The sequence below is a fragment of the Pseudomonas sp. PWP3-1b2 genome (assembly GCF_049896045.1).
Classification (GTDB): Bacteria; Pseudomonadota; Gammaproteobacteria; order Pseudomonadales; family Pseudomonadaceae; genus Aquipseudomonas; species Aquipseudomonas antarctica_B.
The window spans coordinates 16072-40171 of sequence record NZ_JAFCTN010000020.1 but is presented as its reverse complement, the minus strand read 5'-3'; the positions used below and the strand labels follow the sequence as shown (position 1 = coordinate 40171).

32 protein-coding genes and 2 pseudogenes are annotated in these 24100 nt (G+C 56.8%); 18 read left to right on the top strand and 16 right to left on the bottom strand.

Translation table 11 applies throughout. The features are described from left to right. The first annotated feature begins 65 nt into the window (after window positions 1–65). Together ACP7A2_RS14845 and ACP7A2_RS14840 are read left to right on the top strand one after the other, a co-directional pair. A complete protein-coding gene (locus ACP7A2_RS14845; RefSeq protein WP_426134804.1) occupies window positions 66–1265 on the top strand; it encodes a TPM domain-containing protein in 1200 nt (399 codons plus the stop codon). A 340-nt stretch (window positions 1266–1605) separates the two neighbouring features. Beyond that, on the top strand, window positions 1606–2139 hold the full coding sequence (locus tag ACP7A2_RS14840; RefSeq protein ID WP_426134803.1) for a GNAT family N-acetyltransferase: 534 nt from the start codon (window positions 1606–1608) through the stop codon (window positions 2137–2139). Here ACP7A2_RS14840 and ACP7A2_RS14835 read toward each other — a convergent pair. From ACP7A2_RS14835 to ACP7A2_RS14825, 3 genes are all read right to left on the bottom strand, one after another. Beyond that, window positions 2126–2551, bottom strand: a complete 426-nt coding sequence (locus ACP7A2_RS14835) for a GNAT family N-acetyltransferase (protein WP_426134802.1) — start codon at window positions 2549–2551, stop codon at window positions 2126–2128. The genes ACP7A2_RS14840 and ACP7A2_RS14835 overlap by 14 nt on opposite strands. Beyond that, on the bottom strand, window positions 2551–3042 hold the full coding sequence (locus tag ACP7A2_RS14830; protein ID WP_375069042.1) for a GNAT family N-acetyltransferase: 492 nt from the start codon (window positions 3040–3042) through the stop codon (window positions 2551–2553). Before ACP7A2_RS14830 ends, ACP7A2_RS14835 begins: the two co-directional genes overlap by 1 nt. Before the next feature lie 246 nt (window positions 3043–3288). Next, window positions 3289–3582 carry a fructose-bisphosphate aldolase gene (locus ACP7A2_RS14825; protein WP_426134801.1) on the bottom strand — a complete coding sequence of 98 codons (294 nt, stop codon included), beginning with the start codon at window positions 3580–3582 and terminating at the stop codon, window positions 3289–3291. 752 nt (window positions 3583–4334) lie between these two features. Between ACP7A2_RS14825 and ACP7A2_RS14820 the strand changes: the two genes are divergently transcribed. Both ACP7A2_RS14820 and ACP7A2_RS14815 read left to right on the top strand, forming a co-directional pair. Further along, window positions 4335–5996 (top strand): ATP-dependent nuclease, encoded by a 1662-nt coding sequence (locus ACP7A2_RS14820; protein ID WP_426134800.1) that lies wholly within the window; start codon window positions 4335–4337, stop codon window positions 5994–5996. Continuing rightward, window positions 5989–7146, top strand: a complete 1158-nt coding sequence (locus tag ACP7A2_RS14815) for a UvrD-helicase domain-containing protein (protein ID WP_426134799.1) — start codon at window positions 5989–5991, stop codon at window positions 7144–7146. Before ACP7A2_RS14820 ends, ACP7A2_RS14815 begins: the two co-directional genes overlap by 8 nt. 52 nt (window positions 7147–7198) lie before the next feature. On the opposite strand, the gene ACP7A2_RS14810 is transcribed toward ACP7A2_RS14815, so the two are convergent. Then, window positions 7199–7612, bottom strand: a complete 414-nt coding sequence (locus ACP7A2_RS14810) for a hypothetical protein (protein ID WP_426134798.1) — start codon at window positions 7610–7612, stop codon at window positions 7199–7201. A 273-nt stretch (window positions 7613–7885) separates the two neighbouring features. Here ACP7A2_RS14810 and ACP7A2_RS14805 point away from each other — a divergent pair. The 3 genes and pseudogenes from ACP7A2_RS14805 to ACP7A2_RS14795 form a co-directional block, all read left to right on the top strand. Further along, a pseudogene (locus ACP7A2_RS14805) lies at window positions 7886–8044 on the top strand (lipase family protein); the annotation flags it as partial. Window positions 8045–8062: 18 nt separating this feature from the next. Further along, window positions 8063–8560 (top strand): hypothetical protein, encoded by a 498-nt coding sequence (locus tag ACP7A2_RS14800; protein ID WP_426134797.1) that lies wholly within the window; start codon window positions 8063–8065, stop codon window positions 8558–8560. Between the two features lie 43 nt (window positions 8561–8603). Next, complete coding sequence (locus tag ACP7A2_RS14795) at window positions 8604–8858, top strand: hypothetical protein (protein ID WP_426134796.1); 255 nt, start codon at window positions 8604–8606, stop codon at window positions 8856–8858. 133 nt (window positions 8859–8991) lie between these two features. Here the strand turns inward: ACP7A2_RS14795 and ACP7A2_RS14790 are convergent, their stop codons facing one another. From ACP7A2_RS14790 to ACP7A2_RS14780, 3 genes are all read right to left on the bottom strand, one after another. Beyond that, the gene (locus ACP7A2_RS14790; protein ID WP_426134795.1) at window positions 8992–9486 is read right to left on the bottom strand and encodes a hypothetical protein; all 495 of its coding nucleotides are present in this window, start codon (window positions 9484–9486) and stop codon (window positions 8992–8994) included. A 134-nt stretch (window positions 9487–9620) separates the two neighbouring features. After that, window positions 9621–10205 (bottom strand): DUF6630 family protein, encoded by a 585-nt coding sequence (locus ACP7A2_RS14785; RefSeq protein WP_426134848.1) that lies wholly within the window; start codon window positions 10203–10205, stop codon window positions 9621–9623. A gap of 365 nt (window positions 10206–10570) precedes the next feature. Continuing rightward, complete coding sequence (locus tag ACP7A2_RS14780; protein WP_426134794.1) at window positions 10571–11287, bottom strand: hypothetical protein; 717 nt, start codon at window positions 11285–11287, stop codon at window positions 10571–10573. 249 nt (window positions 11288–11536) lie between these two features. Here ACP7A2_RS14780 and ACP7A2_RS14775 point away from each other — a divergent pair, with 249 nt between their 5' ends. Next, window positions 11537–12097: a hypothetical protein gene (locus ACP7A2_RS14775; RefSeq protein WP_426134793.1), complete on the top strand. Its 561-nt coding sequence runs from the start codon at window positions 11537–11539 to the stop codon at window positions 12095–12097. A gap of 340 nt (window positions 12098–12437) precedes the next feature. On the opposite strand, the gene ACP7A2_RS14770 is transcribed toward ACP7A2_RS14775, so the two are convergent. Next, complete coding sequence (locus ACP7A2_RS14770; protein WP_426134792.1) at window positions 12438–13604, bottom strand: MFS transporter; 1167 nt, start codon at window positions 13602–13604, stop codon at window positions 12438–12440. A 94-nt stretch (window positions 13605–13698) separates the two neighbouring features. Here ACP7A2_RS14770 and ACP7A2_RS14765 point away from each other — a divergent pair, with 94 nt between their 5' ends. The 3 genes from ACP7A2_RS14765 (at window position 13699) to ACP7A2_RS14755 (ending at window position 15887) form a co-directional block, all read left to right on the top strand. Then, window positions 13699–14592, top strand: coding sequence for a LysR family transcriptional regulator (locus ACP7A2_RS14765; protein ID WP_426134847.1), 894 nt, complete (start codon window positions 13699–13701; stop codon window positions 14590–14592). 325 nt (window positions 14593–14917) lie between these two features. Next, window positions 14918–15433: a hypothetical protein gene (locus ACP7A2_RS14760; RefSeq protein ID WP_426134791.1), complete on the top strand. Its 516-nt coding sequence runs from the start codon at window positions 14918–14920 to the stop codon at window positions 15431–15433. Window positions 15434–15587: 154 nt separating this feature from the next. Continuing rightward, window positions 15588–15887 carry a hypothetical protein gene (locus ACP7A2_RS14755; protein WP_426134790.1) on the top strand — a complete coding sequence of 100 codons (300 nt, stop codon included), beginning with the start codon at window positions 15588–15590 and terminating at the stop codon, window positions 15885–15887. A gap of 74 nt (window positions 15888–15961) precedes the next feature. Here ACP7A2_RS14755 and ACP7A2_RS14750 read toward each other — a convergent pair whose 3' ends face one another. Beyond that, entirely contained in the window at window positions 15962–16768 is an 807-nt protein-coding gene (locus tag ACP7A2_RS14750; RefSeq protein WP_426134789.1) for a hypothetical protein, read from the bottom strand. 142 nt (window positions 16769–16910) lie between these two features. Here ACP7A2_RS14750 and ACP7A2_RS14745 point away from each other — a divergent pair. Beyond that, window positions 16911–17027, top strand: a pseudogene (locus ACP7A2_RS14745) (GNAT family N-acetyltransferase); the annotation flags it as partial. A 12-nt stretch (window positions 17028–17039) separates the two neighbouring features. Further along, complete coding sequence (locus tag ACP7A2_RS14740) at window positions 17040–17510, top strand: GNAT family N-acetyltransferase (protein WP_426134788.1); 471 nt, start codon at window positions 17040–17042, stop codon at window positions 17508–17510. A gap of 207 nt (window positions 17511–17717) precedes the next feature. Here ACP7A2_RS14740 and ACP7A2_RS14735 read toward each other — a convergent pair whose 3' ends face one another. Next, the gene (locus ACP7A2_RS14735; protein ID WP_426134787.1) at window positions 17718–18203 is read right to left on the bottom strand and encodes an HIT family protein; all 486 of its coding nucleotides are present in this window, start codon (window positions 18201–18203) and stop codon (window positions 17718–17720) included. Window positions 18204–18340: 137 nt separating this feature from the next. Here ACP7A2_RS14735 and ACP7A2_RS14730 point away from each other — a divergent pair, with 137 nt between their 5' ends. Beyond that, window positions 18341–18670, top strand: coding sequence for a DHCW motif cupin fold protein (locus tag ACP7A2_RS14730; RefSeq protein ID WP_426134786.1), 330 nt, complete (start codon window positions 18341–18343; stop codon window positions 18668–18670). Between the two features lie 267 nt (window positions 18671–18937). On the opposite strand, the gene ACP7A2_RS14725 is transcribed toward ACP7A2_RS14730, so the two are convergent. Together ACP7A2_RS14725 and ACP7A2_RS14720 are read right to left on the bottom strand one after the other, a co-directional pair. Continuing rightward, window positions 18938–19405 (bottom strand): copper chaperone PCu(A)C, encoded by a 468-nt coding sequence (locus ACP7A2_RS14725; RefSeq protein ID WP_426134785.1) that lies wholly within the window; start codon window positions 19403–19405, stop codon window positions 18938–18940. Then, window positions 19405–20013 carry an SCO family protein gene (locus ACP7A2_RS14720; protein WP_348059103.1) on the bottom strand — a complete coding sequence of 203 codons (609 nt, stop codon included), beginning with the start codon at window positions 20011–20013 and terminating at the stop codon, window positions 19405–19407. The genes ACP7A2_RS14725 and ACP7A2_RS14720 overlap by 1 nt, the downstream gene beginning before the upstream one ends. Before the next feature lie 179 nt (window positions 20014–20192). On the opposite strand from ACP7A2_RS14720, the gene ACP7A2_RS14715 reads away from it, so the two are divergent. Both ACP7A2_RS14715 and ACP7A2_RS14710 read left to right on the top strand, forming a co-directional pair. Next, complete coding sequence (locus ACP7A2_RS14715) at window positions 20193–20576, top strand: DUF2946 domain-containing protein (protein WP_348059105.1); 384 nt, start codon at window positions 20193–20195, stop codon at window positions 20574–20576. A gap of 62 nt (window positions 20577–20638) precedes the next feature. Further along, a complete protein-coding gene (locus ACP7A2_RS14710; protein ID WP_426134784.1) occupies window positions 20639–21178 on the top strand; it encodes a putative natural product biosynthesis protein in 540 nt (179 codons plus the stop codon). A 36-nt stretch (window positions 21179–21214) separates the two neighbouring features. Here the strand turns inward: ACP7A2_RS14710 and ACP7A2_RS14705 are convergent, their stop codons facing one another. Both ACP7A2_RS14705 and ACP7A2_RS14700 read right to left on the bottom strand, forming a co-directional pair. After that, window positions 21215–21496: a hypothetical protein gene (locus tag ACP7A2_RS14705; protein WP_426134783.1), complete on the bottom strand. Its 282-nt coding sequence runs from the start codon at window positions 21494–21496 to the stop codon at window positions 21215–21217. Window positions 21497–21575: 79 nt separating this feature from the next. After that, a complete protein-coding gene (locus tag ACP7A2_RS14700) occupies window positions 21576–22052 on the bottom strand; it encodes a hemerythrin domain-containing protein (protein ID WP_348059111.1) in 477 nt (158 codons plus the stop codon). Window positions 22053–22317: 265 nt separating this feature from the next. On the opposite strand from ACP7A2_RS14700, the gene ACP7A2_RS14695 reads away from it, so the two are divergent. Then, the gene (locus tag ACP7A2_RS14695; RefSeq protein ID WP_426134782.1) at window positions 22318–22524 is read left to right on the top strand and encodes a PLDc N-terminal domain-containing protein; all 207 of its coding nucleotides are present in this window, start codon (window positions 22318–22320) and stop codon (window positions 22522–22524) included. Window positions 22525–22583: 59 nt separating this feature from the next. Here the strand turns inward: ACP7A2_RS14695 and ACP7A2_RS14690 are convergent, their stop codons facing one another. Both ACP7A2_RS14690 and ACP7A2_RS14685 read right to left on the bottom strand, forming a co-directional pair. Then, entirely contained in the window at window positions 22584–23144 is a 561-nt protein-coding gene (locus ACP7A2_RS14690; protein WP_426134781.1) for a type 1 glutamine amidotransferase domain-containing protein, read from the bottom strand. A 29-nt stretch (window positions 23145–23173) separates the two neighbouring features. Beyond that, window positions 23174–23677, bottom strand: a complete 504-nt coding sequence (locus ACP7A2_RS14685) for a DUF4142 domain-containing protein (RefSeq protein WP_426134780.1) — start codon at window positions 23675–23677, stop codon at window positions 23174–23176. A gap of 196 nt (window positions 23678–23873) precedes the next feature. On the opposite strand from ACP7A2_RS14685, the gene ACP7A2_RS14680 reads away from it, so the two are divergent. Next, window positions 23874–24098 (top strand): hypothetical protein, encoded by a 225-nt coding sequence (locus ACP7A2_RS14680; RefSeq protein WP_348059118.1) that lies wholly within the window; start codon window positions 23874–23876, stop codon window positions 24096–24098. The last annotated feature ends 2 nt before the right edge of the window (window positions 24099–24100 follow it).

Below are 24100 nucleotides of genomic sequence, written 5' to 3'. Positions count from 1 at the left end.
GTCACGTGTTATACGTCGATAAGGTAAAGTCGGCGCCTTCAGGAAGAAATTTTGGGTAACAAACCATGATGGCGATTTTGCGGCAATCCGTCTTGAGTCTGGTGGCGCTGGTGGCAATAGGCCTGTTGGGCACAGCCCAGGCGGACCCTTCGCCCATCGGCGTCGCCCTCGACCAGCGGGTCATCGACCTCACCAACACCCTCGACGCCGCCATCACCACTCGTCTTAAAAACCAACTCGCCGCGCTGGAACAGCGCAAAGGCGCGCAAGTCGCCGTGTTGCTGGTGCCCACCACCGGCGGCGCGAGCATCGAGGACTATGCCAACACCGTGTTCCGCGCCTGGAAGCTGGGGCGCAAAGACGTCGACGACGGCATCCTGCTGGTGGTGGCCAAGGAAGACCGCAAGGTGCGCATCGAAGTGGGTTATGGCCTGGAAGGCACCGTCACCGACCTGTTGGCCCATCGCATCATTGAAGAACACATCACCCCGGCGTTTCGCCAGGGCGACTACGCAGGTGGCGTGCAACACGCCGTCAACGACCTGACCGTGCTGGTAGACGGCGGCGACCTGCCACCGCAAGCCGCGCCGCAGGTTAACCCGCAGATTATCGCGGTACTGCTCGCGTTAATCGCAGGCGCCATCGGCGGTGTGCTCATCGCCGCCGGCAAACTGCATTGGCGCCGGGCGTTGCTTGCCGTCGTGGCGGTCACCGTGCTGCTGGCGATGTTTGGCGGCGGCGCTGACTGGCTGCTGTTTTTGCTGGTGATGCCGCTGACGATACTGATCGGCGGCGCCACTTTTGGCGCGCTGTGGCTGGTGCCCGCAGTGTTTTACAGCGTGGTGGCGATGCTCGCGTACCTCGTCGCCGTGCTGGTGGCGAGCCATTTTGTCGAGGTCAACCTCGTCCGTTGGCTGGCATGGCCGTTTGGCTGCGCCTTGGTGCTGGCGTTGTACGTAGGGTTGTTCTTCGTAATCCGCGAGTCCTGGAAGAAAAAACCGCGCTTCTTCATCCTGCGCGTGCTGGTGGTGGCGGCGTTGTATGTGGGCGTGGGCATGCTGCTGGGGCACGGTTACCAAGGCTGGGTTATCGCGATACCGGCGGCCTCAATCGTGGCGTTCATTGTGTTTGTCATGAGCATTTCCGATGGAAGCTCGGGTTCGGGCGGCGGGTCGAGTTCCAGCAGTTCCGGCTCACGCTCCAGCAGCAGCTCGTCCGGGGGCGGCGGCTCCAGCGGTGGTGGCGGGGCTTCGGGGAGTTGGTGAGGAGTCTTCAGGGTTATTGTGCCCGCCGTTGCTGCCGGGGGCTTGCTGTGCTGATCGGGTTTGCTGTGGTGAGTGGGCTTGTCGTGGCAAGCCGGCTTGTTGTGGCGAGCGGGCTTGCCCCGCGTTGGGCTGCGAAGCGGCCCTAACCCAGACGCCGCATATCTTCAGACGGAATGTGTGCTCAGGATTTGGGGCGGCTTCGCCACCCAACGCGGGGCAAGCCCGCTCGCCACGACAAGCCCACTCGCCACAAAAAATCTGAGCAGGCCTGAACACCAAAACAACCCCACCCCATTCATGCTAAAACATCGTGCTTCAACCCCTTGAGTACGGAGGCTCAATGTCTGCAATCCTCATCCGTCCCGCCACCGCCGAGGACGCCCTGTGCATCGGCGTGCTGGGCATGCAAGTGTTCCTCGACACCTACGCCACCCAAGGCATTCGCACCTCCATTGCCACCGAAGCGCTGCAAGCCTTCGCCCCAAACACCATTGCCCACTTGCTCGCCCAGCCGAACGTTTCGCTGACAGTCGCCGAGTCGAATGGCCACCTCATCGGCTTCGCCCAGATCAAACTCAACGCGCCTCACCCAATGATCGAAACCCCCAACGTTGCCGAGCTGCAACGCCTGTACATCCAGGAACGTTTCACCGGCCAGAGCATCGGCTACCAACTGCTGCAAGCGGCAGAACAGCGCGCGGCGTTGGGCGGTGCCTCGCTGTTATGGGCGACCGTGTGGGTAGGCAATGACCGCGCGCTGGGGTTTTACCCTCGGCGTGGGTACCAAGTGTTGGGTGAGCCAACCTACACCTTTCAGGGCGAAACCCATGCAAACCGGTTGTTCGGCAAAGCCCTCAACCTCACAACCGCTTAGACAGAAACACCCGGCTGCTGCCCTCGGGTTCGCACGGCACTTCGCCAAACCGCACCCAACCGTGCTTCTCGTAAAACCCCGGCGCCTGAAAACTCAGGGTATACAGCACCGCATTCGCGCAACCCCGACGCCGGGCCTCGTCTTCAAAGGTTTGCAGCAACTGGCTGCCAAGCCCCGAACCACGCAGGGCCTCGGGCAAGTGAAACAGGTCAAGAAACGCCATGCCCAGCGTGGTTTTGCCGGTAATGCCACCGAGGATTTCCTGGGTGACAGGATCCCGGATCAACACCGTCAACAGGCGCCGATCGTTATACCCCGTAACCGCCTCATTAAACGCCGCCAGCCCTTCGCCAAGAACACGCTCGGCCTCCGCGTTGGGCTCGTCGCTGACCTCAACAAGCGGCGCCGCCATCAGAGCACCATCACCATTTCATGCCACGCCATTCCGCCATGATCCGACGGCGACGGCTTCACATACGCATAGCCCATGCGCGCATACAACTCCACATGCTGTTCCTTGCACATCAAATGAATCGTGTGCTTGCCCAAATCGCACATACGCTGCACAAACTCAGTCATCAGCGCCCTGGCGTATCCCTTGCCCTGATGCGCCGGGTCAACCACCACCGACATAATCACCACATTCGGCGCCTCGGGCGAATGCCCCACCAACTCCTTGAACGCCTCGTCCGACATCACCACGTCATAGGCGCAACCACAATTGATAAACCCCACCACCGCGCCATCCGCCTCCAGAATCAGAAACCCCTCCGGATACAGCGCAATGCGCGTGGCAATCTTCTCCAGCGTCGCCGCTTCGTCGCCTTCGTAGGCGGTGGTTTCAATCTCAAAACAACGCGCAGCATCAGCGGGGAGGGCGTTGCGAAAGGTGAGGGCGGGCATGGGTATTTCCTGAGGCGTTGAGCGAAAGCCACATGATAGGCACCCGTCGAGAACACCGCCACAGCGCTTACGGCGATCACACCCTTTCCATGCCGAGCAAAAATCAAAATGTGGGAGCTCTCGAGCCTTGGCGAGGCAGCGATGACGGCAGCCCAGACACCACAAACCTCCCCCCAACCCCCAATTTCGAACCCACCAAAAACCAGAAAACCCGCCGAAGCGGGTTCTCTCACAGCTCACATCACATCAAGCCACAGCAGGCGAATCAAACCCCCGCCGCTCAACCACCGTAAAGATATCCGCCACATCCTGGACCATGATCCGAGCGGTATTGGCGACGGTATTGATGTCGTGCTCGGCATAGTCGGAGACGTTGGAACAGGCCATCAGGTTCAAGTAGGCGAGAGCGGCGTTAAGGCGCTCGCTGGCGCAAGCGTGGAGTTCGCTGAGGGGGGCGTCGGTGTCGATGAGCAGGACGGGGTAGTCGGTGGCGGATTGGGACATGGGGGTGAAGCGGCGGGGCGGGTGTTCGGTAGTCATAAGGTTCGATTCTATTTTGGGTAAAAAGAACTGCCACCTTGCTGCTGCGAAACAGCCTGGGTGGCAACTGTGCGCGGGTTCGCAGACCAGGAAGAATCACCCCCGGCAGACCCGAAGGTCTCCCACGCACAGCCGCCATAAACAAGACGCAGGCGGGCTCCGCCTGAGGGTCTGATGACTGTGCAGGTTGATTCTATTTTGGTAGGGCTGCGAAACCCGGTCGCCGGCCAATGCCAACGACGGGCCGAACTATAAGGGGTGGTTGGCCGGGGTGCAACCGAGAGGATGTATCAAACCCATCCACGAACTTCTCCAATCCATTCTTCATGGGGGGATGGCTAGATTCACAAACCTGCTCATTCATTTGCGATTGACTCGGTCAGTCATTTGCATCGGGATTTACCCGCAAGGTTGCGTGCATGACTGGTAGAAAGTGGCTGGATTGCTTTCTAGCGCAACAGGGTTGCAAGTCGCCGAGAGCTGTCGAATGTGAATGGCAGAAAACGGCCAGAAGCGGCCCTTGGATAGCCTGAGCAGCCTAAGGAGCTGCTCTTGGTCGTTTTTGCCTATGATCGCTACAAAGCGTGCCGGGAAGATTCTTTGCAATTGGTGGTCTGAACGAATGTATATGCCTGGTCAGGCCACCGTCGCTGCTTCGTCTTCTCACTGGACAGGGTGCCCAGCTACCTATAGCGTGAACCGAAGTGGCCTAACGCCACATTGGTCGCCGCAACTTCATAAGGATTTGAAACGTGCTCATAGAATCGCTACGCCTGATCAACTTCAAAAAGTTCAAGGATCAGACATTTGACTTCAACGAAGATGTGAATATTTTCGTGGGTGATAACAACGCAGGCAAAAGCACGATTCTGGAGGCTTTGGAGATCGTTCTCAATTTTCAGTATCGCGGTCGGCCATTCAATAGCGAGTTCTCCCCGGATCTTTTCAATGCCGAGACAGTCGCCGCGTTTCGTGACTCGCCAAAATCGCCTGCAGACTTACCGATCCTCGTGATCGAGGCGTATATGAAGAACGTGCCCGACTATCGCGGTGCGAACAACAGCCTGAAGAAAGATGCTCAGGGGGTTCAGATCAAAGTTAGCTTTGATCCAGATTTTACTGATGCTTATAACGATTACCTCGCCTCCGGTGCCGCGGTAACCAGCATCCCAGTGGAGTTCTACCAAGTCGAATGGATGGATTTTGCTTGGAATGTTATCAAGCCTATGACCAAGCAATTCAGAGCGCTCTACATCGACCCTACTCGTATTCATCCCACCTTCGGCAAAAATCAGTACATCTCGAATGTTCTGAGTACCGCACTCAGAAAGGACGAAGAGTACCGTCTGAGCTTGCACTACCGTGAAACCCTTCAATCCTTCAATAACACTGATGAGGTCACTACCGTTAACAAGGATTTGGATTCCGATAACAGGATCACCGAGAAGAAGCTGACCATCGCCGCCAACACCATGCCCGCTGGCGCTATCCAGAACGGTCTGCAACTTGAAGTAAATGCCGTGCCGTTCCACATGATCGGCAAGGGTGAGCAGAGCAAGGTGCAAATCAAGCTGGCACTGCACAACAAGTCAAAAGATATCGACTTGGTAATGATGGAGGAGCCGGAAAATCACTTGTCGCATGTCGAGCTGAGCAAGTTGGTGCAAGACATAGAGGACCAGCGAGACGGCAAGCAGCTATTCCTAACCACCCACAGTTCTTATGTGCTGAACAAACTTAGCATTGATAAAATTTGTTTGCTGCATGACACATACAAGCGACTGCACCTCCTGGACAAGGGGGTGGTGAAGACGCTGAAGCGACTGCCAGGCTACGACACGCTGCGTGTCGCGCTGTCCAAGAAGGTAGTGTTAGTAGAAGGCCCCTCAGATGAGTTGATTCTCAAAAAAATTTACAAAGACACCCATAAGGAGCGTCTGCCAGAGCAAGACGGGATCGATATCATTGTTGTGCGCGGCGTGGGGTTCAAGACGTTCATTGCGATCGGCAAAGAAATCGGTACAGCGATTAATGTCTTGCGAGATAACGATGGCGATTACGAAAATAACGTAGTTGAAGCACGAAAAGATTACGCAGATTTCCCAAATATAACGCTGGTATCTTCAACGAAAAACAATGAGTTTTCGCTGGAGCCAGCGATGATTCTGGCTAATGCGGATTCGGAAAAAGAGTTGCAGGCATTTGCAGAAATTGTCCTATCAACCAAAACCATCAAGTTGTTCACTGCCAAACCTACCTTTGCTGAAAAGCTCGAATTTATCGTGGAGTGGTTCAGAAGCGGAGGCGGCGACGGCAAAGGCAAGAAGAAGGTCGACACCGCGATTCGAATTTTCGAAACTAATGAGCCGTTCAAATATCCAGCCTTTCTTGCTGAGGTGCTGAATTTTGCCTAATAAACTCTGCATGGCGGGTGCTGGCTCAGGCAAGACTCACAAGGTCATTACCGAATCAATCGCCGAAATCAATCGCGGAGGAAAGGTTCTGGTGGTGACCTACACTACCAGTAATCAACAGGAACTTAGACGTCGATTTCTAGACGTCTTTGGTACTCACAGTGATCGGTTCGTAGTCAAAGGACTGTTCTCATTTTACCTCGAAGACATGGTGAGACCTTATCAGCAGGCCCTGTTCCCGCAGCGGATCCAAGGCATCTGTTTCAACCAGCGCAATCCTCATATGAAGCCAGACTCAACGTTTATGCTCCCGGGGTGCGCGGAGCAGCTGGACGATAAGAGTTTTAACCCAAAACACTTCTTGACTTCATGCAAGACCAAAGCTCACACCGGCTTTCTCGCTAAACTGGCGAGCAGGATCATGAAGGCGACGAAAAACTCTGCTGCAGTACGACTAGGCGAGATTTACACCCAGGTGTTCTTTGATGAGGTTCAAGATTTAGTAGGGTGGGACTACGAAGTGCTCAGGGGGCTGAGCAAGGTGATGCCGACACCCATCACATGCGTGGGAGATTTCCGGCAGACGGTTTACGATACGACGTTTGGCCAAAAAGCGCCTAAGACGGCCGCTGAGAAGATCGCAGCCTTCAAGTCCATGGGCTTTGAGGATGAGTCACTGACGTTTAACCGGCGATGTATTCAACCGATCTGTGACGTCGCCGATGCTGTACATAATGGTGCCTATGCAGCGACGGAGTCGGCGGTGAAGAAGGTTCCAACTGAATTTATCCATCACCTCGGCACATTTATCGTTAGGGAGTCGGATGTCGCGGAATACATCAAGGTGTTCGACCCTATGGTGCTGCGCTGGAGCGTAACTTCAGGCGCGAAGCTTCTTCCCACCGATGCACGCTGCTACAACTTTGGCGGGAGCAAGGGGCTTGGTTTTGATCGGGTGTTGGTACTACCCACAGAAAACCAGTTGCATTTCGTCTTGGACGGCCACAAGCCATTTCCCGCGAAGGACGAAACAGCTCAGAACAAGATGTACGTCGCCATCACGCGCGCGCGATACAGTCTGGGATTCATCGTGCCAGACAAGAAAGCCGCTGGCTTACGGTTCCCGATCTGGGAAAAAGCTCCTGCTTAATGGAAACTAAAGACTCCAGGCAGTGTTAAATCAGGGTCAAAGCACCATTGTTTTAAATGTGGCCTGGCCCCGATTTTTCTTTCACGTCACGCGAAGAATTCAAGCGTCCATGGCTGTAGTAATTCATGAAGTCCCGCATAGTCGGTGAAAGCTCCTCTTGTGAAGCAATCAGCCAGAACTTTCTTTCCCCCAGAACTGGCTGCAACCGCTTGATGAGCTCTTGCGCCGTATTGTGATGGCCAGCACGCAACCAGTGCCTGAACATGTACTCGTTTTCCTGCCTCGGTAGCTGTGCAGACTGGAGCAGTTTAAGTGAGTAGCGGTAGTTCAGTGGCCACAGGCGTTTTAGAAAATCGAGCCTCTCGGAGATCGGAAGACCCACTAACCATTGCTTCACATCGCGATCCACCTGAGCAAGCCCAGATCGCGATGCCACTTGCTCCGGAGTGAAACGAGAGTCGTCCATGGTGTGTAGCGCCGTAGAGTGCAGGGTGAGACCGTATTCTGTCTCAAGCACGGGAGACATGGGCACCTTTTTTAACGTCAATGTCCGGCCTTGATCGACAGTACAAATATCCATATCCCAGCCGTAAAGCCAAGATAGGTGTGGTTCCTCTCATTCTCAACGTTTTGAAACCGGCCCCGCGGCCAGCGCAGTTTTTAAGTTCGTCGTGGAGTATCTTGAGCGGTTCTATAACAACCAAACACTGATAGTCTGCGGGCATAGTTTGGGGGGGCCAACGCTCTCCTGCTCGCCGAACTGCTTCGGCGTCGAACTGACGGCTACAAAGTGGTTCTGTACACCTACGGCGCTCCACGCGCAGGCGACGCCCGCTTCGTGCAACAAGCCGAAGCGCTGACTCACTACCGAATGGTTAACCATAACGATCCAGTGCCCAGTGTGCCGGCTACCTGGATGAACACCAAACCCACGATGTATGCAACCGGAGTAGCATTAGCCTTCATCAATGTGCCGTTGGGGGTCGGTGCCTTTGCCACGGGTATCACTAATCTAAGCGGTGAACCGTATGAGCATCACGGAACACTACGACATTTCATGCCCGTAATTTTCGATGCTAAGCAAAAGTCCTCCGTTCTGTGGGAGCCGGGCTGCGACACGGTTGCTCAACCCGCCGCCTGCAGTGAGCTGGTTAACCAATCCAAAGGCTTACCCAAACGCTCATCCTTTCTAAAGCGAATTCTCGACGGCGGCGATCATTCAATGACGGGCCGTTACATGCCGCATTGTTGGATGACGTTACGGCGCTGGCAGGAGGCTCAAGCGCTAAGTCGCGGGTTAATTACACCCCGGGAATACACGGTCATTGATGATGCGTTAGCTTCAATCGCCAACCAGTTACGGCAAAAAACTTCAAATGTATGGACGCCCGGACGCTTACGTTCGTGCTCATGAAGAGTCCACGCAGGCACTGTCTCGCGAGGTGGACAAGGTAGAGATGACGCGCGCGCGCCTGGAAACTTTGCGCTTCCAAAAAATCAGTTTGGCTGACGTCTATGGCGACTATGCGCGCAGCCCGGAAGTGTTGGCCGAGGGCTTGGAGCGTTGGACGCGCCATGCAGAAAACACGGTTCAACACCAACTGGCCATGGCGCCGCCGATGGGCAGCAGGCAAGAGCAATCCGGGGCTTCGCAGGAGTATGTGGTCGGCGCGCCCCAAGTGCTCGATCTTGACCTGTATGGGCAAACATAATTGAGGAAGTCAGCGGTGATGAACGACGGTGCGGGTGCAGTCGTTCGTGGATTTTTTGTTTAAGCATCATCAGCTGTAGGCGGGGGAGTTGGATGGTTCTTTCAGGCGCGCAATCTACACGCCGCAAGCAGAGCTAGTCCCAGTCCATTTTGATATTTTCTTGCTGCCGAAACGCATCCAGCACGCCGTGATACTGCGACCGGTTGAAGGTGAGGCCGGGTATCGCGTCGAACCATTCGACCGAGGGGTTTGGCGCAGTGACCAAGTCCCTCAGCAAGCCAAATCGAGTCCACTGCACTTCATGTTCACTGGCGCATTGTTCGGCAACAACAACGGTACAGGTCAGGTCCAGGTCATCTGAACAGACAAGCAAAGGAACCAAAGTCGTCCAGCCCGGTGCAGTTGAGTAAATCCGATCCCAGATCAACAACGTATCTTCATCGCTGTGCAAACCAGAGTGGGCTGCGACGAGGTGAAGCTCAGCGTCCGGGTTCTGCAGAGGTAGCCAAACCTCAAGAGGCACTCCGTCAATGGCGAAGGTTGGATAGACGCCGCTGCTGTACTTGGCTTTATGGCTCGCGATTGATAGCAGGTTGATCATTCCATTTCTCGGTTCGCTGAAATTCATACAGGCTACATCTTGCGGTTCTACATTTCTGCCTTTGATCGGTGGGTGACTCCGGCGAGGGCCTGTAATCGGCCAGCAACGGTCGTTGACCGCAGTGATTCAAGGGCCGCGATTGCTTCATCCAGTCTGCATCGCTAGAAGTTCTCAAGACTGACGTGGATTCCAGCGCGTCCAGCCAACTCAGTTATCGCTTCCAGCCGATCGGCGTCAACAATTACACCGTCGTAACTTTCACCTCCGGAGTCCAGGTGAAGATAACGTTTACCGAACCTTGCCAGCCACTGATCAAAGTTGTGGAGCACCTCTGGCATTGATAAAGCGCCTTCCCGAGCATAACCGTAGGGTTCTTTTAACCCGCTGGCGCTGACCAAGTAGGGCGCTTGATACTCAAATACGTCGTAGCCCTTGCAATCCACACTAAGCAGAACGAGGTGTTCAAGTTTTTGTCCCCTTGAGTCATTCAGGAATCCTTCCGTGAGGGCACTGGGTGCGTCGTCGCCCATTGCGTATCTACGCATGACACGTCTGACAAGCCTGGCGCCTTCTTTTTCAGGAATGGACGCTACCAGCGCCTGAGCGAAAGCCTGCAGTGCTTTTTTTTGACCCGGATCGCTTCGCTCGTCGCGCAGTTCCTTCATGATTGCTGAAGCGCTAAGGTTGGTCTCTTCGGGTGGAGGCATAGTAAAACGTCCACCAAACAACCGATCTAAAATGCCCATACCAGTCCCTGTATCAATTTGAGGAAAACCATCCAGTTGCGGTATTGCGTCCATTACCGCAATTACGTCAGAAGTCCCAACCTATCAGGACTTCAGCTCAGTTGAACAGGCCGAAATAGGTGATGGCCGCAGTGCTCTCCGGCAAGCGCGTCTTCTGGAGTGCAGGCAAGCTCAACAAAGTCTGAATCCATATAGAACCCGAGTTCTTCCGCCAGTCGCCACGCCGGATTGCGGTCTTCCCACGAACGCCGGTCGTCGCTTCGGCATAGCCACGCTGGCTGATAACGCCCTTTTTTCAGCGCAAAAGGGCAAGCGCTAAAAGTGGCTGCACAAACATCACCCATCCTTCACCAGGCCCGGTCGGCTTATTGCCCGGCCTGGCTGACAGGGGTAACGCTGCGGGTGTGATAATCGCCCGACGGGTCCTGGATGCAGTAATTCGGGGACACCGGTTTTTCCTCGCCGGCTTTCAACTCAACCACCTCATTGCGGCACGTTGTCTGGAATGTTTGCGACTGGAATGCCTGCCGGACCTCATAGTCGGCGCCTGCGCGTGGCACGAAACTCACAGGCGCTGAAGAGCAACTGGACCGGGACGTGACGAACGCCACAAACACGATCAGCGGTTGCCCGGCCGGGACCACACGTTCATCGAAGTATCTGCGCGTCTTATCGATTTTCGCGCTGACCGGGGAGGCCGGCATGCCGATGACATTGTTCTGGTAGTCGGAAGGCCACATGCCGAAGATATCCGTGCTCTGACCGCTGGGCACGATACGCGAAGGATTCCATCCTTGAGGCCGCTCGCGGGCGGCCAGCGCTTTTCTGTAAGTGTCGTTGAAATACTGCTCGCAACTTTGGCCGGACACGAAACCTGCGTAGGCCCCTTGCCCGCTGATCAGGCGGATGCGCGCCGTACTGGCGGGGTCGTACTTGGCTATTTCGGTCGGGTTCTGGACATCGGTTTTCTTGAAGGTGCAGCTCGCGACAGCCAACGGCACGATGAGCAACAGCCCCAGGCGCGCGATGACAGTGCCCAAGCCGGTATGAATTGATGAGCGCTCGCTGGCGTCCTGCTTCATTATTTTCTCCCTGATTAGTGGCGCAAACTGGGTGATGACGGGATTTGGGCAGGCGGTTGCCTTCAAAGTTCGCGGGTTCGCATTGGATTGGGGCAAAGAAAGCATGGCGGCGGCCTTTTCTCTCTCCCGATGTGTCGCGCGTGCAGTCTGCCCTGTTATTCTGCTTCACCAATCCGGCGTGTAGATAAGATGCTATACGGCGTTAAGTGACAGGAATGTCGGCTAATTGATCGTTAGGGAAAACTGAGTATGCGTCGCTTAATAGCCAACGGGTTTGTGTTTGTCAGCATTGCCATACTCTGTTCCGGCTGCGCATCTTATTCGTCCCAGCCGACAATCAACGAACCCGCAGAACCCGAAACAAAAGAAATCATCTCCAGCTTCAGTTACGCAATAAACTCCCCATGGAAAGACAGCCGCTTCGGCAAGGACGCATACGCGGCGACACTCAACGTAATTCCCGATGCACAGGATACGGGCTCCAGCCTTGCAGCCCCGACCCTGCCGGCATTAGAAATAAAGATCTCGGAGTTCTCATCTGGCGGCGCTTGCGGGCAAGAATACTTAACGGGCCTGAGCCTGGGCTTGATCCCCAGTTGGTGTACGCGAACAAACCTTTTCAAGTTTGATTTTATATTGAATAAGGATCAGCGCTTTTGCAGGCAGAAAACCTACTCGATAAACTCCACGTCATTTTCACATCTCACGATGATTCCGTTTGCACTATTCAATACGGACAATCAGCCATTGACGCTCTATCAGGCGGCGCTTAAAGATTTTCTTCGGATAGGTCAATGTGCGACGCGTTGAGAGGTAGGTTAACAGGCTTTGTTTTGCGGCTACGTCTCGATCAATCGATAACGCTGCACCGAGGATATCTTTCAAGTAGCGCAGCCAGCACTTGCTGCGGATCCTCTTTAGCACCGTACATAAAGTCAAAGTACGGCGCCTCCAGCCCCTGAAACGGGTATAGCAACACCCAGCCATTGGCGGAACCGGCGAAGCACAGCGTGACGTATCGGTACTCCCATTCAGATCCACTCTGCTCGATGCTGCGAAGCACGTCTACGAGCGGGTGGTTTTCGCAGAAACGGAAGCTCTCACAAAGGTGTGTTGGCCGGACGGTTACTCCTCTTTTGTCACATCAGCCTTATATCACCGCCGCCGCAACCATCCTCGACCGCCACACAAACCCCAACACCATCAGTAATCCCAGAGCCGCCATCGCCGCTCCCGCCAGGGATATCGCCGGATAACCCAACCCCGCATTGATCACCTCGCCACCCACCGCCGCGCCAATCGCATTACCAAAGTTAAACGCACCAATGTTCACCGCCGAGGCCAGGTTAGGCGCGTCCTTGGCCGCTTCCATAACCCGCATCTGCAGCGGCGGCACCAATGCGAAGCTGGCGATGCCCCAGATCAGGATGGCAACGGCGGCCGGCAGCGGCCAGCGCATCAGTACGGTGAACGCCAGCAGGACCACAATCAGCGCGCTCAGCGAGACGATCAGGGTGCGGTCTATCGAGCGGTCGGCGGCTTTGCCGCCCCACATGTTGCCCAGTGTCAGGCCTACGCCGAACAGCACCAGCATGGCGGTGATGTAGGCGGTGGAGGCGTGGGTCTCGCTGCTGAGGATGGGGGCGATGTAGGTGAAGACGGTGAACATCGCGCCCGAGCCGACGACGGTGAGGGCCAGCGCGCCCAGCACCGGGCCACGGCCCAGTACTCGAATTTCGGCCATGACGCCGACGCTTGGCGGCGTCTTGAGGTCGGGCAGGGCGAACCACAACGCGGCCATGGCCACCACGCCGAGGCCGGTAATGCCCCAGAAGGCGGTGCGCCAGCCGAACAGTTCGCCAAACCAGGCGGCCAGTGGTACTCCGCCAATGGTAGCGAGGGTGAGGCCCATAAACATGGCCGCAACAGCGCCGGCACGTTTTTCCGGGGCGACCACGCTGGCAGCGACGATGGAGCCAACGCCAAAAAATGCGCCGTGGTTGAGTGAGGTCACCACCCTGGCAATCATGAGGCTGTAGTAGTCGGTCGCCAGCGCTGACATCAGGTTGCCCAGGGTGAAAATCGCCATGAGGCCTATCAGCAGATAGCGCCGGGGAATTTTGCCGGTGGTCAGGGTCATCAGCGGCGCGCCAAGCAGTACGCCCAGGGCGTAGGCACTTACCAGCAAGCCGGCAGCGGGAATCGAAACGCCGAGGTCCGCAGCGATGCCCGGCAACATGCCCATGGGGGCGAACTCGGTAACGCCGATGCCAAAGGCACCCATGGCGAGTGCAACAAGGGGTGGATTGATACGCATGAAAGGCTCCTTATCTATGCCGCCAATGCTACGATCAAGCGTTTTAAGGCGGTAGATGGCATTTTTGGCAATCACCTTTGCGTATGAGGCACAAGTGGACTTCAACGGTAGATCGGGTGAAATGTTCGTGTTCGCCACGGTGGCGCAGGAAGGTAGCCTGTCGGCCGCCGCACGTGCTTTGGGGCTCACGCCCTCGGCGGTCAGTCGAATCATCGCGCGTGCCGAACAGCGCCTTGGCACCCGGCTGCTGTTGCGCACCACGCGGGCGATCACCTTTACCGCCGAGGGCGAAGCGTTTCTGCGCGGCGCTCGGCGCATCCTGGCCGACATGGATGAAGTCGAAGAAGCCATCGCCGATCAGGGCGTCCCCAGGGGCCGATTGCGGGTCAGCGCCGCCCTTGGCCATGGGCGTATGTCCATCGTTCCGTTGGTTGCGGCATTCAGCGAGCGCTACCCGAACATCGTCGTCGACCTCACCCTGGGCGATGAAGTGGTCGATATTCTCAGCGGTCAGGCCGACGTGGCTGTACGTTTTGGCTACCTGCCCGACAGCCCGCTGACCGCGCGCAAGATCGGCGACACCGGCCAGGTGGTGGTGGCATCGCCCGAATACCTGCGGCGCCACGGCCCCCCCCAAACACCGGAAGACCTGCTACGGCACAACTGCCTTCGCTTCAACTTCCGGCGCGCCGAACCCAACTGGCCGTTTGTGCGCGACGGCAAAGCGTTTTCCCTCAAGGTCAGCGGCAACATCGAGTGCAGCAGTGGGGAAGCGCTGGCCCAACTGGCGCGAGTGGGCGCCGGCATTGCGCGTATCGGCGAGTTCACCGTCAGCGAGGACCTGCGGCGGGGCGACCTGATACCGCTGTTGCAAGCCTGGAACCCCGGCGACCGGGAACCGATTCATGCGGTGTTCGTGGGTGGCCCGGCAATGCCGGCGCGGGTGCGGTTGTTTGTGGATTTTTTGTTGGAGCATCATCGGCTGTAGGCGTGAGAGTTGGCGGGTTTTTTCAGGCGCGCAATCGACACGCCGCAAGAGGTAGCCAGACCTCAAGAGGCACTCCGTCAATGGCGAAGGTTGGATAGACGCCGCTACTGTACCTGGCTGTATGGCTCGCGATTGATAGCAGGTTGATCACTCCAGTGAGGCGCTGTAATCGGCCATGAGGCGCCAGTGCTCCTAACCAATAAACCTGAGGCGATTCACCTTTATTTCAAACTTGGGCATGCCTGACGTTCTCACTTATTGCTTGACTCATTCTGACTCATGAGGGTAGTTAATACCGCCCTTTACGGACATTAATAAGGAAATTATGAAGCCTCTTTACCTGTGTTCAGCGCTGCTGCTTGCAGGCTGCGCCCCAGCACCGAAATACCTGGTGCCTGCGGGGGCACCTCACGCGATTATCCGCAGCGAATTGGTGTCGATGGAGAATTATCGAAACGGCGTATCTCTGGTCGAGGCGCCTGTCACCGCCTGCAAATACGGCAGAACCGTGGCGACTGAATCGGGGGAGGGGAGGCAACTGGTTTCCGTTTATAAGAATGTATCAACGCCGGAAGGTTTTTTTCCGATTGAAGCCGGCAAGCCGCTGCACTTGGTGATGCGCGGTGTGGCCAATGCCAATCGCTCGTGCAACGTAGCATTTGTCAGCGAGTTTGCGCCCGGTGCGCGTTACGTGATCAAAGGGGGGATTGTGGACATCCCGGGCTCGCTGAGTCGTTGTTACATTGACATATTCAATGTCGATTCGGGCGTGCGCGTCCCCATGGCCGATGAGCCGAAAATGGAGCGCAATTGTGCGTTAGACCGGCTACCGACGTTCTAGTGGAAAAGCGTACAAAAAACACAGCCGAATGATGAGGCCAGAATGCTATCCAACTGGATTTTTTGCCGTTGGCGCGGTTGAACGGCCAACGCTTGGAACGACCCGCTATACCTGAACGTCTACCCGTCTCTAGTCATCAATAAGGTACAGCGCAATGGACACGATCATTACCGTAGATCTACTGGCTACCGCCGACCTTGGATCAATCAACGAGATATGGCTCGGTGGCACTCATACCGAGCTGTGCCTATGGCGTGGCGAACATGTCTTCACCCACGAAATGATGAGCGAGGGCACCCACGATCAGAATGTTCGACGCCTGTGCGTGCAGTTGGTCAACCCTGACGATCAGGCCGCAGTGGCCAGCGTGGAGCAGATTGTGCGCGAACGGCTGAAAGAGCTGGGGAAGGAGGGCGAGTTTTATCCGGCTGAGGAGGCGGACACTCATCGATAGTCATCCTGCAGCGCTGATAAAAATGCCAAGGCGTATGCGTGCGGCCGAGTCATTCAGTCGCGCTTATTCACTGATCATTGCGCCGTGGAGAGATCAACAGCTTTTTCCAGGACTGCCTGCAACATCTTCTCCGATGATTGTCCGTTGCTGAAGCCTGTCTCTAAATACTCCGCGGTCGATTTATTGATGAGAGCGAGCGATCCCGATTGGCCTGTCTGTTCTTGATAAAGACTGTCGATACTATTCCTGAAGCCATCAGGGTAGGCCGCCCTCTCAACAGCAGGCAGGTTATCGAAATAGTCCATGATGCCTTTGAATACTTCACGGTTGTCGCCTCCATTCGTTATGTTGGCGTACAAGGTTGAGAAGTATGCTTCGTCCTGCTTGCTTAGCTCTCCATAAGCGGCATAGCGCTCGGCATCGGTATAGGTTCCCGTGTCGTCATAAACAATCGCGCTTAGGCCGTTTCGCGCCATGCCCTCAAACGGGTTAGGAAGATTTTCAGGTGGGATTTGAGAGAGGCCAATGGAGTAATCCAGTGACTTCTGGCCTAACGCCAAGCGATCAGGGTCATCCGTTTTGGGGAGCATCTCTTCCTTGTTGAAATTCCCGCCAGCAATGAGCTGCCCGAAGTTATAAATATCCTTTTGCCCTTTCGCGTACATTCCTTTCAAATCGCTTTGCGACATAGATACTTGCCGCTCGCTAGAGCTGCTTAGACTATAAAGTGCCCGTGCAGAGCTGGATATTGAAACGGTTTGCGCTGTACCCGAGGAGAGGTTATCCGAAGAAGAATCAGCGGAAGTCTGTGAGCGAACGACCCCTTGCGCAGAGACCTTTGCGGGAGTACTCGGCTGATAAGTTTTAATCGAGATATCCATTATGATATTCCAAAGGTTTGATAATTAAGCATAGCTATTTCCCGCCAGGATGCCCGGGAATCTCCAGACAAGCCCTCAAATGCGCTGAAATTCGCCTGGCTACCTGCCACCCTGCCCATGAGCCAGCTCCCAAAGGGTTTGACTCGATGTATTCAAGACCAACACAAGCGCCGCCCACTATTGGCAAGGCCAGGGCTGGAAACTCCGAACGGATATCGACCGTTATTCATTCACCCGCGAGGGCAATGAAAACGCATGAAGGGACATCGCAATGCTCGCTATAAAACGCGCCACACCACAGGACGCCACGGCTGCTTTTGAGATCCGCCGCGAGGCCATTCTTGGCCAATGCATCGGCGCCTACACCGCAGAACAAATGGCACTCTGGACCCGTGGCGCCGCAGAGGACGGCTACAGTGTGCTGATGGAAAAGCCATTTTACCTGGGCTGGTTGAACGACAAGCCGGTCGCCACCGGGATGCTCGACCTCGACAACAATGAAATAGGCGCATTGTTTGTGCTGCCTGAATTTACCGGGCGCGGGTTTGGCAAGGTGATGCTCGAGCATCTGGAAGATGTGGCGCGGGCGTTGGCGATTGAGGAGGTGGTGTTGGATGCGACCTTGAATGCGGAGAGTTTTTACAGAAGGCGCGGTTATGTGGGGACTGAGCAGGCGGTCTACCTTGCCCCGTCGGGGTTGACGCTGGCCTGCATGCCAATGAAAAAGCGTTTATCCGCCTGATCCACCGCTACCGCAGGCAGCTCTCACAGGCGATTGGCTGTGTTCGAAAAATTACTACTGTCTGGGCCATTGCGGTAGGCGCATTCTCTGCAGCGATAAAGATTAAATGTGGGAGCTGGCTTGCCTGCGAAGGCGGCGGCACTGCCGACAGAGATGTGCCTGAGCCACCGCTATCGCAGGCAAGCCAGCTCCCACAGATGATCAGAGTCAGTCCTGGAAAGCTGCGCGCAGGCGATTGATCACCTCGTTAACCGAAGGCCCTTGAACCACCGGCGGCACCGGGTTCTCGCCAAATTCTCGCCACACAAACAGTGTCAATTCAGCCCCGTCCGTGAGTGTCTGCGCCTCAGTCTGTACACCAAAGCCTTGCAGCACTCGATAACGCGCGTCCCGCCAAAACGCTTCCTCCACCCAGCCGTACACCGGGATGAAATGAAAGTGCAGCGGGAAGCCCGGCATGTGCCCGTAGCGGCTGATGTACAGCCATTTTGGGTTGAGCTGCGTCTCCATCACCCGCTGCACGTTAGCGAGCAGCCCGCCCAGCTCGGCGAGTGCCGCTTCGGGCATGTCGGCCAACGAATGGGCCGGTGCCTTGGCGCCCAGCATCAGGTAGCCGGGCAATGCCGACGCCAGATGGTGGTTCAATTGCCAATGCTCGGTGTCGAGAAGGATGAAGTCGGGATCAATCTGCATATAGGCGTCCATGGGGGCAGAGCCGGCAGGATATCAAGGGCTGGCGGCTGTATCCCATAAAAGCGAGTGATCTGTGTCTATCGGCGTCTGCAACGGGCCGCTAGGGTCGACCTCCCTGTTTGATCACCGAGAAAACCATGGATCTTTGCGCTGTCCCGTTTGGTACCACTGACTGGTCCACCGTCGAGCCCGTTCTGCATCCCGGCGAAACCGGCGTCGCGTATTGGCGAACCTGCCACTTCGGCACTACCCGTGTGCGGATGGTGGAATATACGCCGGGGTATCTGGCCGATCACTGGTGTTGGAGGGGGCACATTCTGCTCTGCCTCGAAGGCGAATTGCACACAGAGCTGGAAGATGGCCGCCGGTTTACGCTGACGGCCGGGATGAGTTACCAAGTGGGCAATGACATGGAAGGGCATCGCTCATCAACGGGCATTGGCGCGAAGCTGTTTATCGTGGATTGAAATTCTCGCCTGAGGGATGCTCACAAGGGCGCTAAGAATGCGCGGGTTGTGGCGAGCGGGCTTGCCCCGCGTTGGGCTGCGAAGCGGCCCTAAAACCAGGCGACTCGGTTTGTCTGATGCTATGCGGTGAGGGTGAGAAGGGGCTGCTGCGCAGCCCAACGCGGGGCAAGCCCGCTCGCCACAACAGGCCCGCTGACCACAACAGGCCCGCTGATCACAACAGGTCCGCTCGCCCTACAACAGGCCCGCTCGCCACAGAAAGGGCGATCAATGCATCTTGCTATGGTCCATGCCATCCAAGCCACGGGCCGGGGCTTTGATTTCAATCGATTGCTTCTCGCCCTTGGCATCTTCCACGGTCAGGGTCAGTGGCACCTGGTCGCCTTCCTTGATCTGGCGGGTCAGGCCCATCAGCATCACGTGGTAGCCGTTCGGGTCGAGGGTGACGGCTTTGCCGGCAGGCAGGGCCACCGAATCCACCGGGCCCATGCGCATCACGTCGTCTTTCATGCTCATTTCATGAATCTGTACGTCCTTGGCCACAGGCGACGCCACGCTCAGCAGTTTGCTGTCGCTGTCGGCGGTGACGGTCATGAACGCGCCGCTGGACGGCTGGCCCGGCACCGAGGCACGCACCCAGGCGTCGGTCACTTGCACCTGGGCGCTGGCGTGGGCGGCGAGGCCCAGCAGGGTCAGGCCGAAGGTGAGGCGCTTGAGGTGTTGAACGGCAGTCATTAGCAGACCTCCATGACGGTGAGCAGGTCTTCTGCGCACTCTTTAGCGGTAAGGGAAGCCTGTAGACCCAGGCGCAGGTTGCCACGGGTGTCGAAGACGAAGCTGGTGGCCGTGTGGGACAGGGTGTAGGTGTCACCGGCGGGGATCTTTTCATAAAAGATCCCGAACTCCCTGGCGGCCACGGCGATTTCTTCCGGGGTGCCGTAGAGCGCTTCGAAGCTGGGGTCGAAGGCCTTCACGTAGTTGTCGAGTATTTGCGGGGTGTCGCGCTCGGGGTCGAGGGTGATGAACACCACTTGCATGATCTTGCCGTCGCGGCCCATCAGCTTCTTGGCCTGGGCGGCGCGTGCCAGGGTGGTCGGGCACACCGCAGGGCATTGGGTGAAGCCGAAGAACACCACGGGCATCAGGCCACGGTACGAGCTCAGGGTGACGGTTTCGCCGGCAGTGTTCTTGAGCTTGAAGGTGCGCCCCATGATCTTGTCACTGAGGTCCTTGCCGTACTTGAAGTTAAGCTTGGGGCTGTAGTCACAGCCGCCCAGCAGGCTGCCCAGGCCCAACAGGCCCATACCGGTCAGCACTTTGCGGCGGGTGAATAACGTATTCATCAACTGTGCATCCTGTGAAACGCCTGCAGGGTTTTGGCTCAACCCACCAGGCTTTGAAAGGAGTAGCGAGGAAGGCGCCCAGTCTACCAACCCTGGCCGGCCTGCGTAATCTGCGACGTTCTGCCACAGGGGCGCGCCGCGCTTCATCCCCGCGGGCCTTCGGTGGTAGAGTCGCCGCCATGAAATTGAGCCATCCCGACCGTGCACTGATCGCCTGGGCGCTGTACTTCTGCGTGCTGATGAACGTGTTCGTCTGCGGTTTGGGGCATGGCGAGATGATGGGGTTGCAGCTCAATGGCATCGGTGGCCAGTTCTGTTCGGTGGAAGGCGGCCAGTTGCCACTTTCCGACAAAGGGTTGGCTAACCCGTCGTCCAGCAACATCTCGAACTACTTTGCCTGCCCGGTGTGCAACGCCGTCACCCTTGCCATCGTTTTCCTGATCGGCCTGGCGTGGCTGCTGGGCGTTGGGCAAGCGCCGCGCCCCGCCCATGAGCGGCGCAACAAGGCGCCGCCGCGATATTCCTGGCCCTCGGCCAACCCCCGCGCATCCCCCGCAATCTGACGTGTGCCCTGGGCTTCCTGTGCGCAGGAGGCGTCCTATCGTCATGACTGTGAGTGCGATTCATGAATCATGTAGTGCCTGCAGGCGCCCGTCGCCTGGTCAGCAAGGCATCGCGCCGTCTGCGCGCGGAGCCATTACTGGCGGAGTACCCAAGTAATTCCCGCAGTTTCGTGCACCTGGATGCACGGCTATTGCCCCATTGGCACAGCTTGTTTGACATCTGCCCGGCGCTGCTCAAGCTCGACCCGCCGGAAGGCCTGAACCTGTTTCGCAGTTTCATGACCTGGGCTTACAGCAACCAGCCGCCGTTGGATTGGACGTACCACTTGAACGTCTGCCGTTGGTTACTGGCGTCGCAATACCGCGCGCAGATTAACGATGAACCCATCGAAGTGTTCATGGCGGCGGCTGCGGCGCGCTGGATTAACACTGATGCCAGCGAGGCGCAGGGTGTGGTCGTGGCCTGGAGAGGTGTCACGGTCGTCGACTGGAAATGCACACGTTCAACTGAACCCAGTGCGCTGCCAACGTCGCCGTGGGATTTCGCCTGGTGCCCGCTGAATGGGCGAGGCGAATTCAGCGGGTGGTTGCCGGTGCCGTGAAGGGCAATGGCAGGCGCCCTTCAACCGTAAGCGCACCTAGTCTTTTTGCGGGGGCGCTTTTTTCTGCTTTTTGGGGCGGGGTTGTTTGGTCGAAGAGCCCGAAGAGGTCGCCTTATCATCCCTGGGTGGCGTGGCAGTTTTCTTGTCACTGTCCGCCGGGCTGCTGGGGTAGTTGCCTGGCGGCAGTGCCGAGCCTGCGCCGGTCAGTGACTGTGCGGAAGGGTTCGGGTTATCGCCAAACGCGGCAAGTGCTGGGCCGCTCAACAGCGCCGACAACCCGATAATCAACAACATCCTTTGGGAGCATTTGGTCTTCATGACGCATTCCCCTGTGCATGGACAGCTCATCCAGCAGGACCGAGGCCCGGCATAGCGCCAGGCCTCGGTGATGCCACCTTCAAGCCGCCATTGGCTTGGTGGACTGCAACTTCTTGTGGGCCGCCTTCATGGCTTCCATCTCAGCGCCCAATTCTTCCAGCAGTTTCTTGCCCAAGAGCTTTTTGGCCTTGGGAAACATCTCGGTTTCCTCTTCTTCGATGTGGTGCTCCAGCAGCTCCTTGACCACTTTGACGCGACCGGAAAACTCGGTAGTCGACGGCTCGGTCTGCTTCAAGTCGGGCAGCACCAGGGCGTCCACCGTGCGGTGCTCTTCCTTGGCTTCGTGGTACATGATGTCTTCCTCTTTGCCGCCGGCCTTGCGAAAGGCCGGGTAGAGAATTTCCTCTTCAAGCTTGGTGTGCATGCTGATTTCTGCTTCCAGTTTGGCCAGCAGTTCAGTGCGCTTCTTGACGCCGCGTTCGGTGGACTCACTCAGTTGAGTCAGCAGGGCTTTGACGCGTACATGGTCGGCTTCGAGAAGGTCAATGGCGTTCATGGGTGCAACCTCACGGGTAACAATCGGGCACGTCGAAATGCGCGCCTCCTGGGTGTATCTGTGCATCAGGTGTACCAAGTCAGATGCATTTATTTTTTATTTGATAATCAGGGTCTTAGCAGATTCAGTGGTGAGGCGATGTCGTGCAGGTTGCAATGTGAGGCCCCGTCAGGCGTGCATTAAGCCACGCGGGAGTCCAGCAATTTTTTAATGAACCCTCAGCCCAAATGAGTGACCTAACCCATACGACCTCAGGAGGTGAAGCATGCAAATAGAATATGTCTGGATCGGTTTGGCGGTAATTCTGCTGCTCTTGGAACTGTGGGCGATCAATGTCGTGTTACGCAGCACCAGTGGCTGGGAGACCAAGGGGCTATGGCTGATTATTCTGATTTTTGTGCCGCTGTTCGGGCTGATTGCCTGGGCCATGTTCGGGCCGAAACGTGAAATGCCCGATAGCCGTAGAAGCTAAGCATTGAGACAAAAAAAACAGGCGCCCTTGGGCGCCTGTTCAGGTTCTGCGGTATCGCTTTAGCCCGCAACAGCCTTGGCGATGGCCTCATTGAACGCCGGCAAATCATCCGGTGTGCGCGAGGTGATCAGGGTCCAGCCATTGGCCTTGCATTCCTTGACCTCGGCATCGACCCAGTCTGCCGCACCGGCGTTTACCAGGTCCGTGCGCACGCTTTTATACGAGGTCAGCGTCTTGCCCTTGATCACGCCTGCGTCAATCAATGCCCACGGCCCGTGGCAGATGGCAGCCACGGTTTTGCCCGCTTTGACAAACTCATTGATCAGCTTCAGCACCGCCGCATCCAGGCGCAGCGTGTCGGCATTCACCGTGCCGCCGGGGATGACCAGGGCGTCAAAATCGGCGGCGGAAACGTCGGCCAGTTTAGCGTCGGACTCCACGGTTTTATCCTTCTCGGTATCGCCGACGAAGGTCTGAGTGGTGCCGCCTTTACTCGAAGCGTGGGTCACGGTCGCGCCGTAGCCACGCAGGGCCTCCAGCGGCTTGACCAGTTCGTCGCGCTCAATACCGGTATTGGACGTGATGATAAGGATGTTCTTGCCGTTGAGTTGCGAACTCATTGTCGAGTGTCTCCTGTGTCTGTAAGGAATTAATGGTTGTATTTGGCTTGCAGGTCCTTGGCCATTTTCAGATGGGCTTCAAGGGTCGGCAGCGTTTTGGTGGCGAAGGCCTTCAACTCGGCATTGTCCGAGGAGGCGGCTTCTTTCTTGAACAGTTCAACGGTTTTTTCGTGGGCGACAACTTGGTTATTGGCGTAGGCCTTGTCGAACGATTCGTCACGCATTTCGAGGATGGCTTTCTTGGCCTTGTCCGTCAGTGCGGCGTCGTCCGGCACTTCGATGTCGAGTTTTTTCGCCAACTCTGCCAGTTCCTGATTAGCCTTGGTGTGGTCGGTGACCATGTGCTGGGCAAACGTTTTTACGTCAGCCGAGCTGCTTTTTTCCAGCGCCAGTTTGCCGGCTTCAACTTCGGTGATGCCGCCCTGGGCTGCGTCATCAACGAAGGCGTTGGACGTGGCGGCCATGGCCGTAGAAATAGACCCTGCAACCAGTACGAATGTCAGGCCCATCTGTTTCATCAGAAGCGTTGTCATGGTGTCTCTCCTTGAACGTGGCGTGATGCCGTTACCTGACTGTTGAGGGCGTGCAGATGCAAAAGGTTTAAATTAATTCGCGCTTATTTCTCCGGCGGGCACCGTGGGCAATTTCCTTGAACTATCGAAATCCGGCGGGCTCTGCTGCATAAGCGCCCGCGCTTTTTTGCGGGTTTTCCACTGCCTGGAGATAGACATGACCGATCATAAAACCGACGATAAAACCCCGGAACCGATCAGCTCGGAAGCCGCCCAAAAGGGCACTGAAAAAGCCTCCAAGGGCCAGACGCTTGAACGTCCAAACCCCAAGACCGAAACCATCGACAAGGTGCTGACGCCCACTTCTATCAAAGAGACTGAGCGTGTGACCGACGCCATCAACGAGCAAGCTGCCAAGGCTGAGCGCAAGTTGGGCCACTGAGC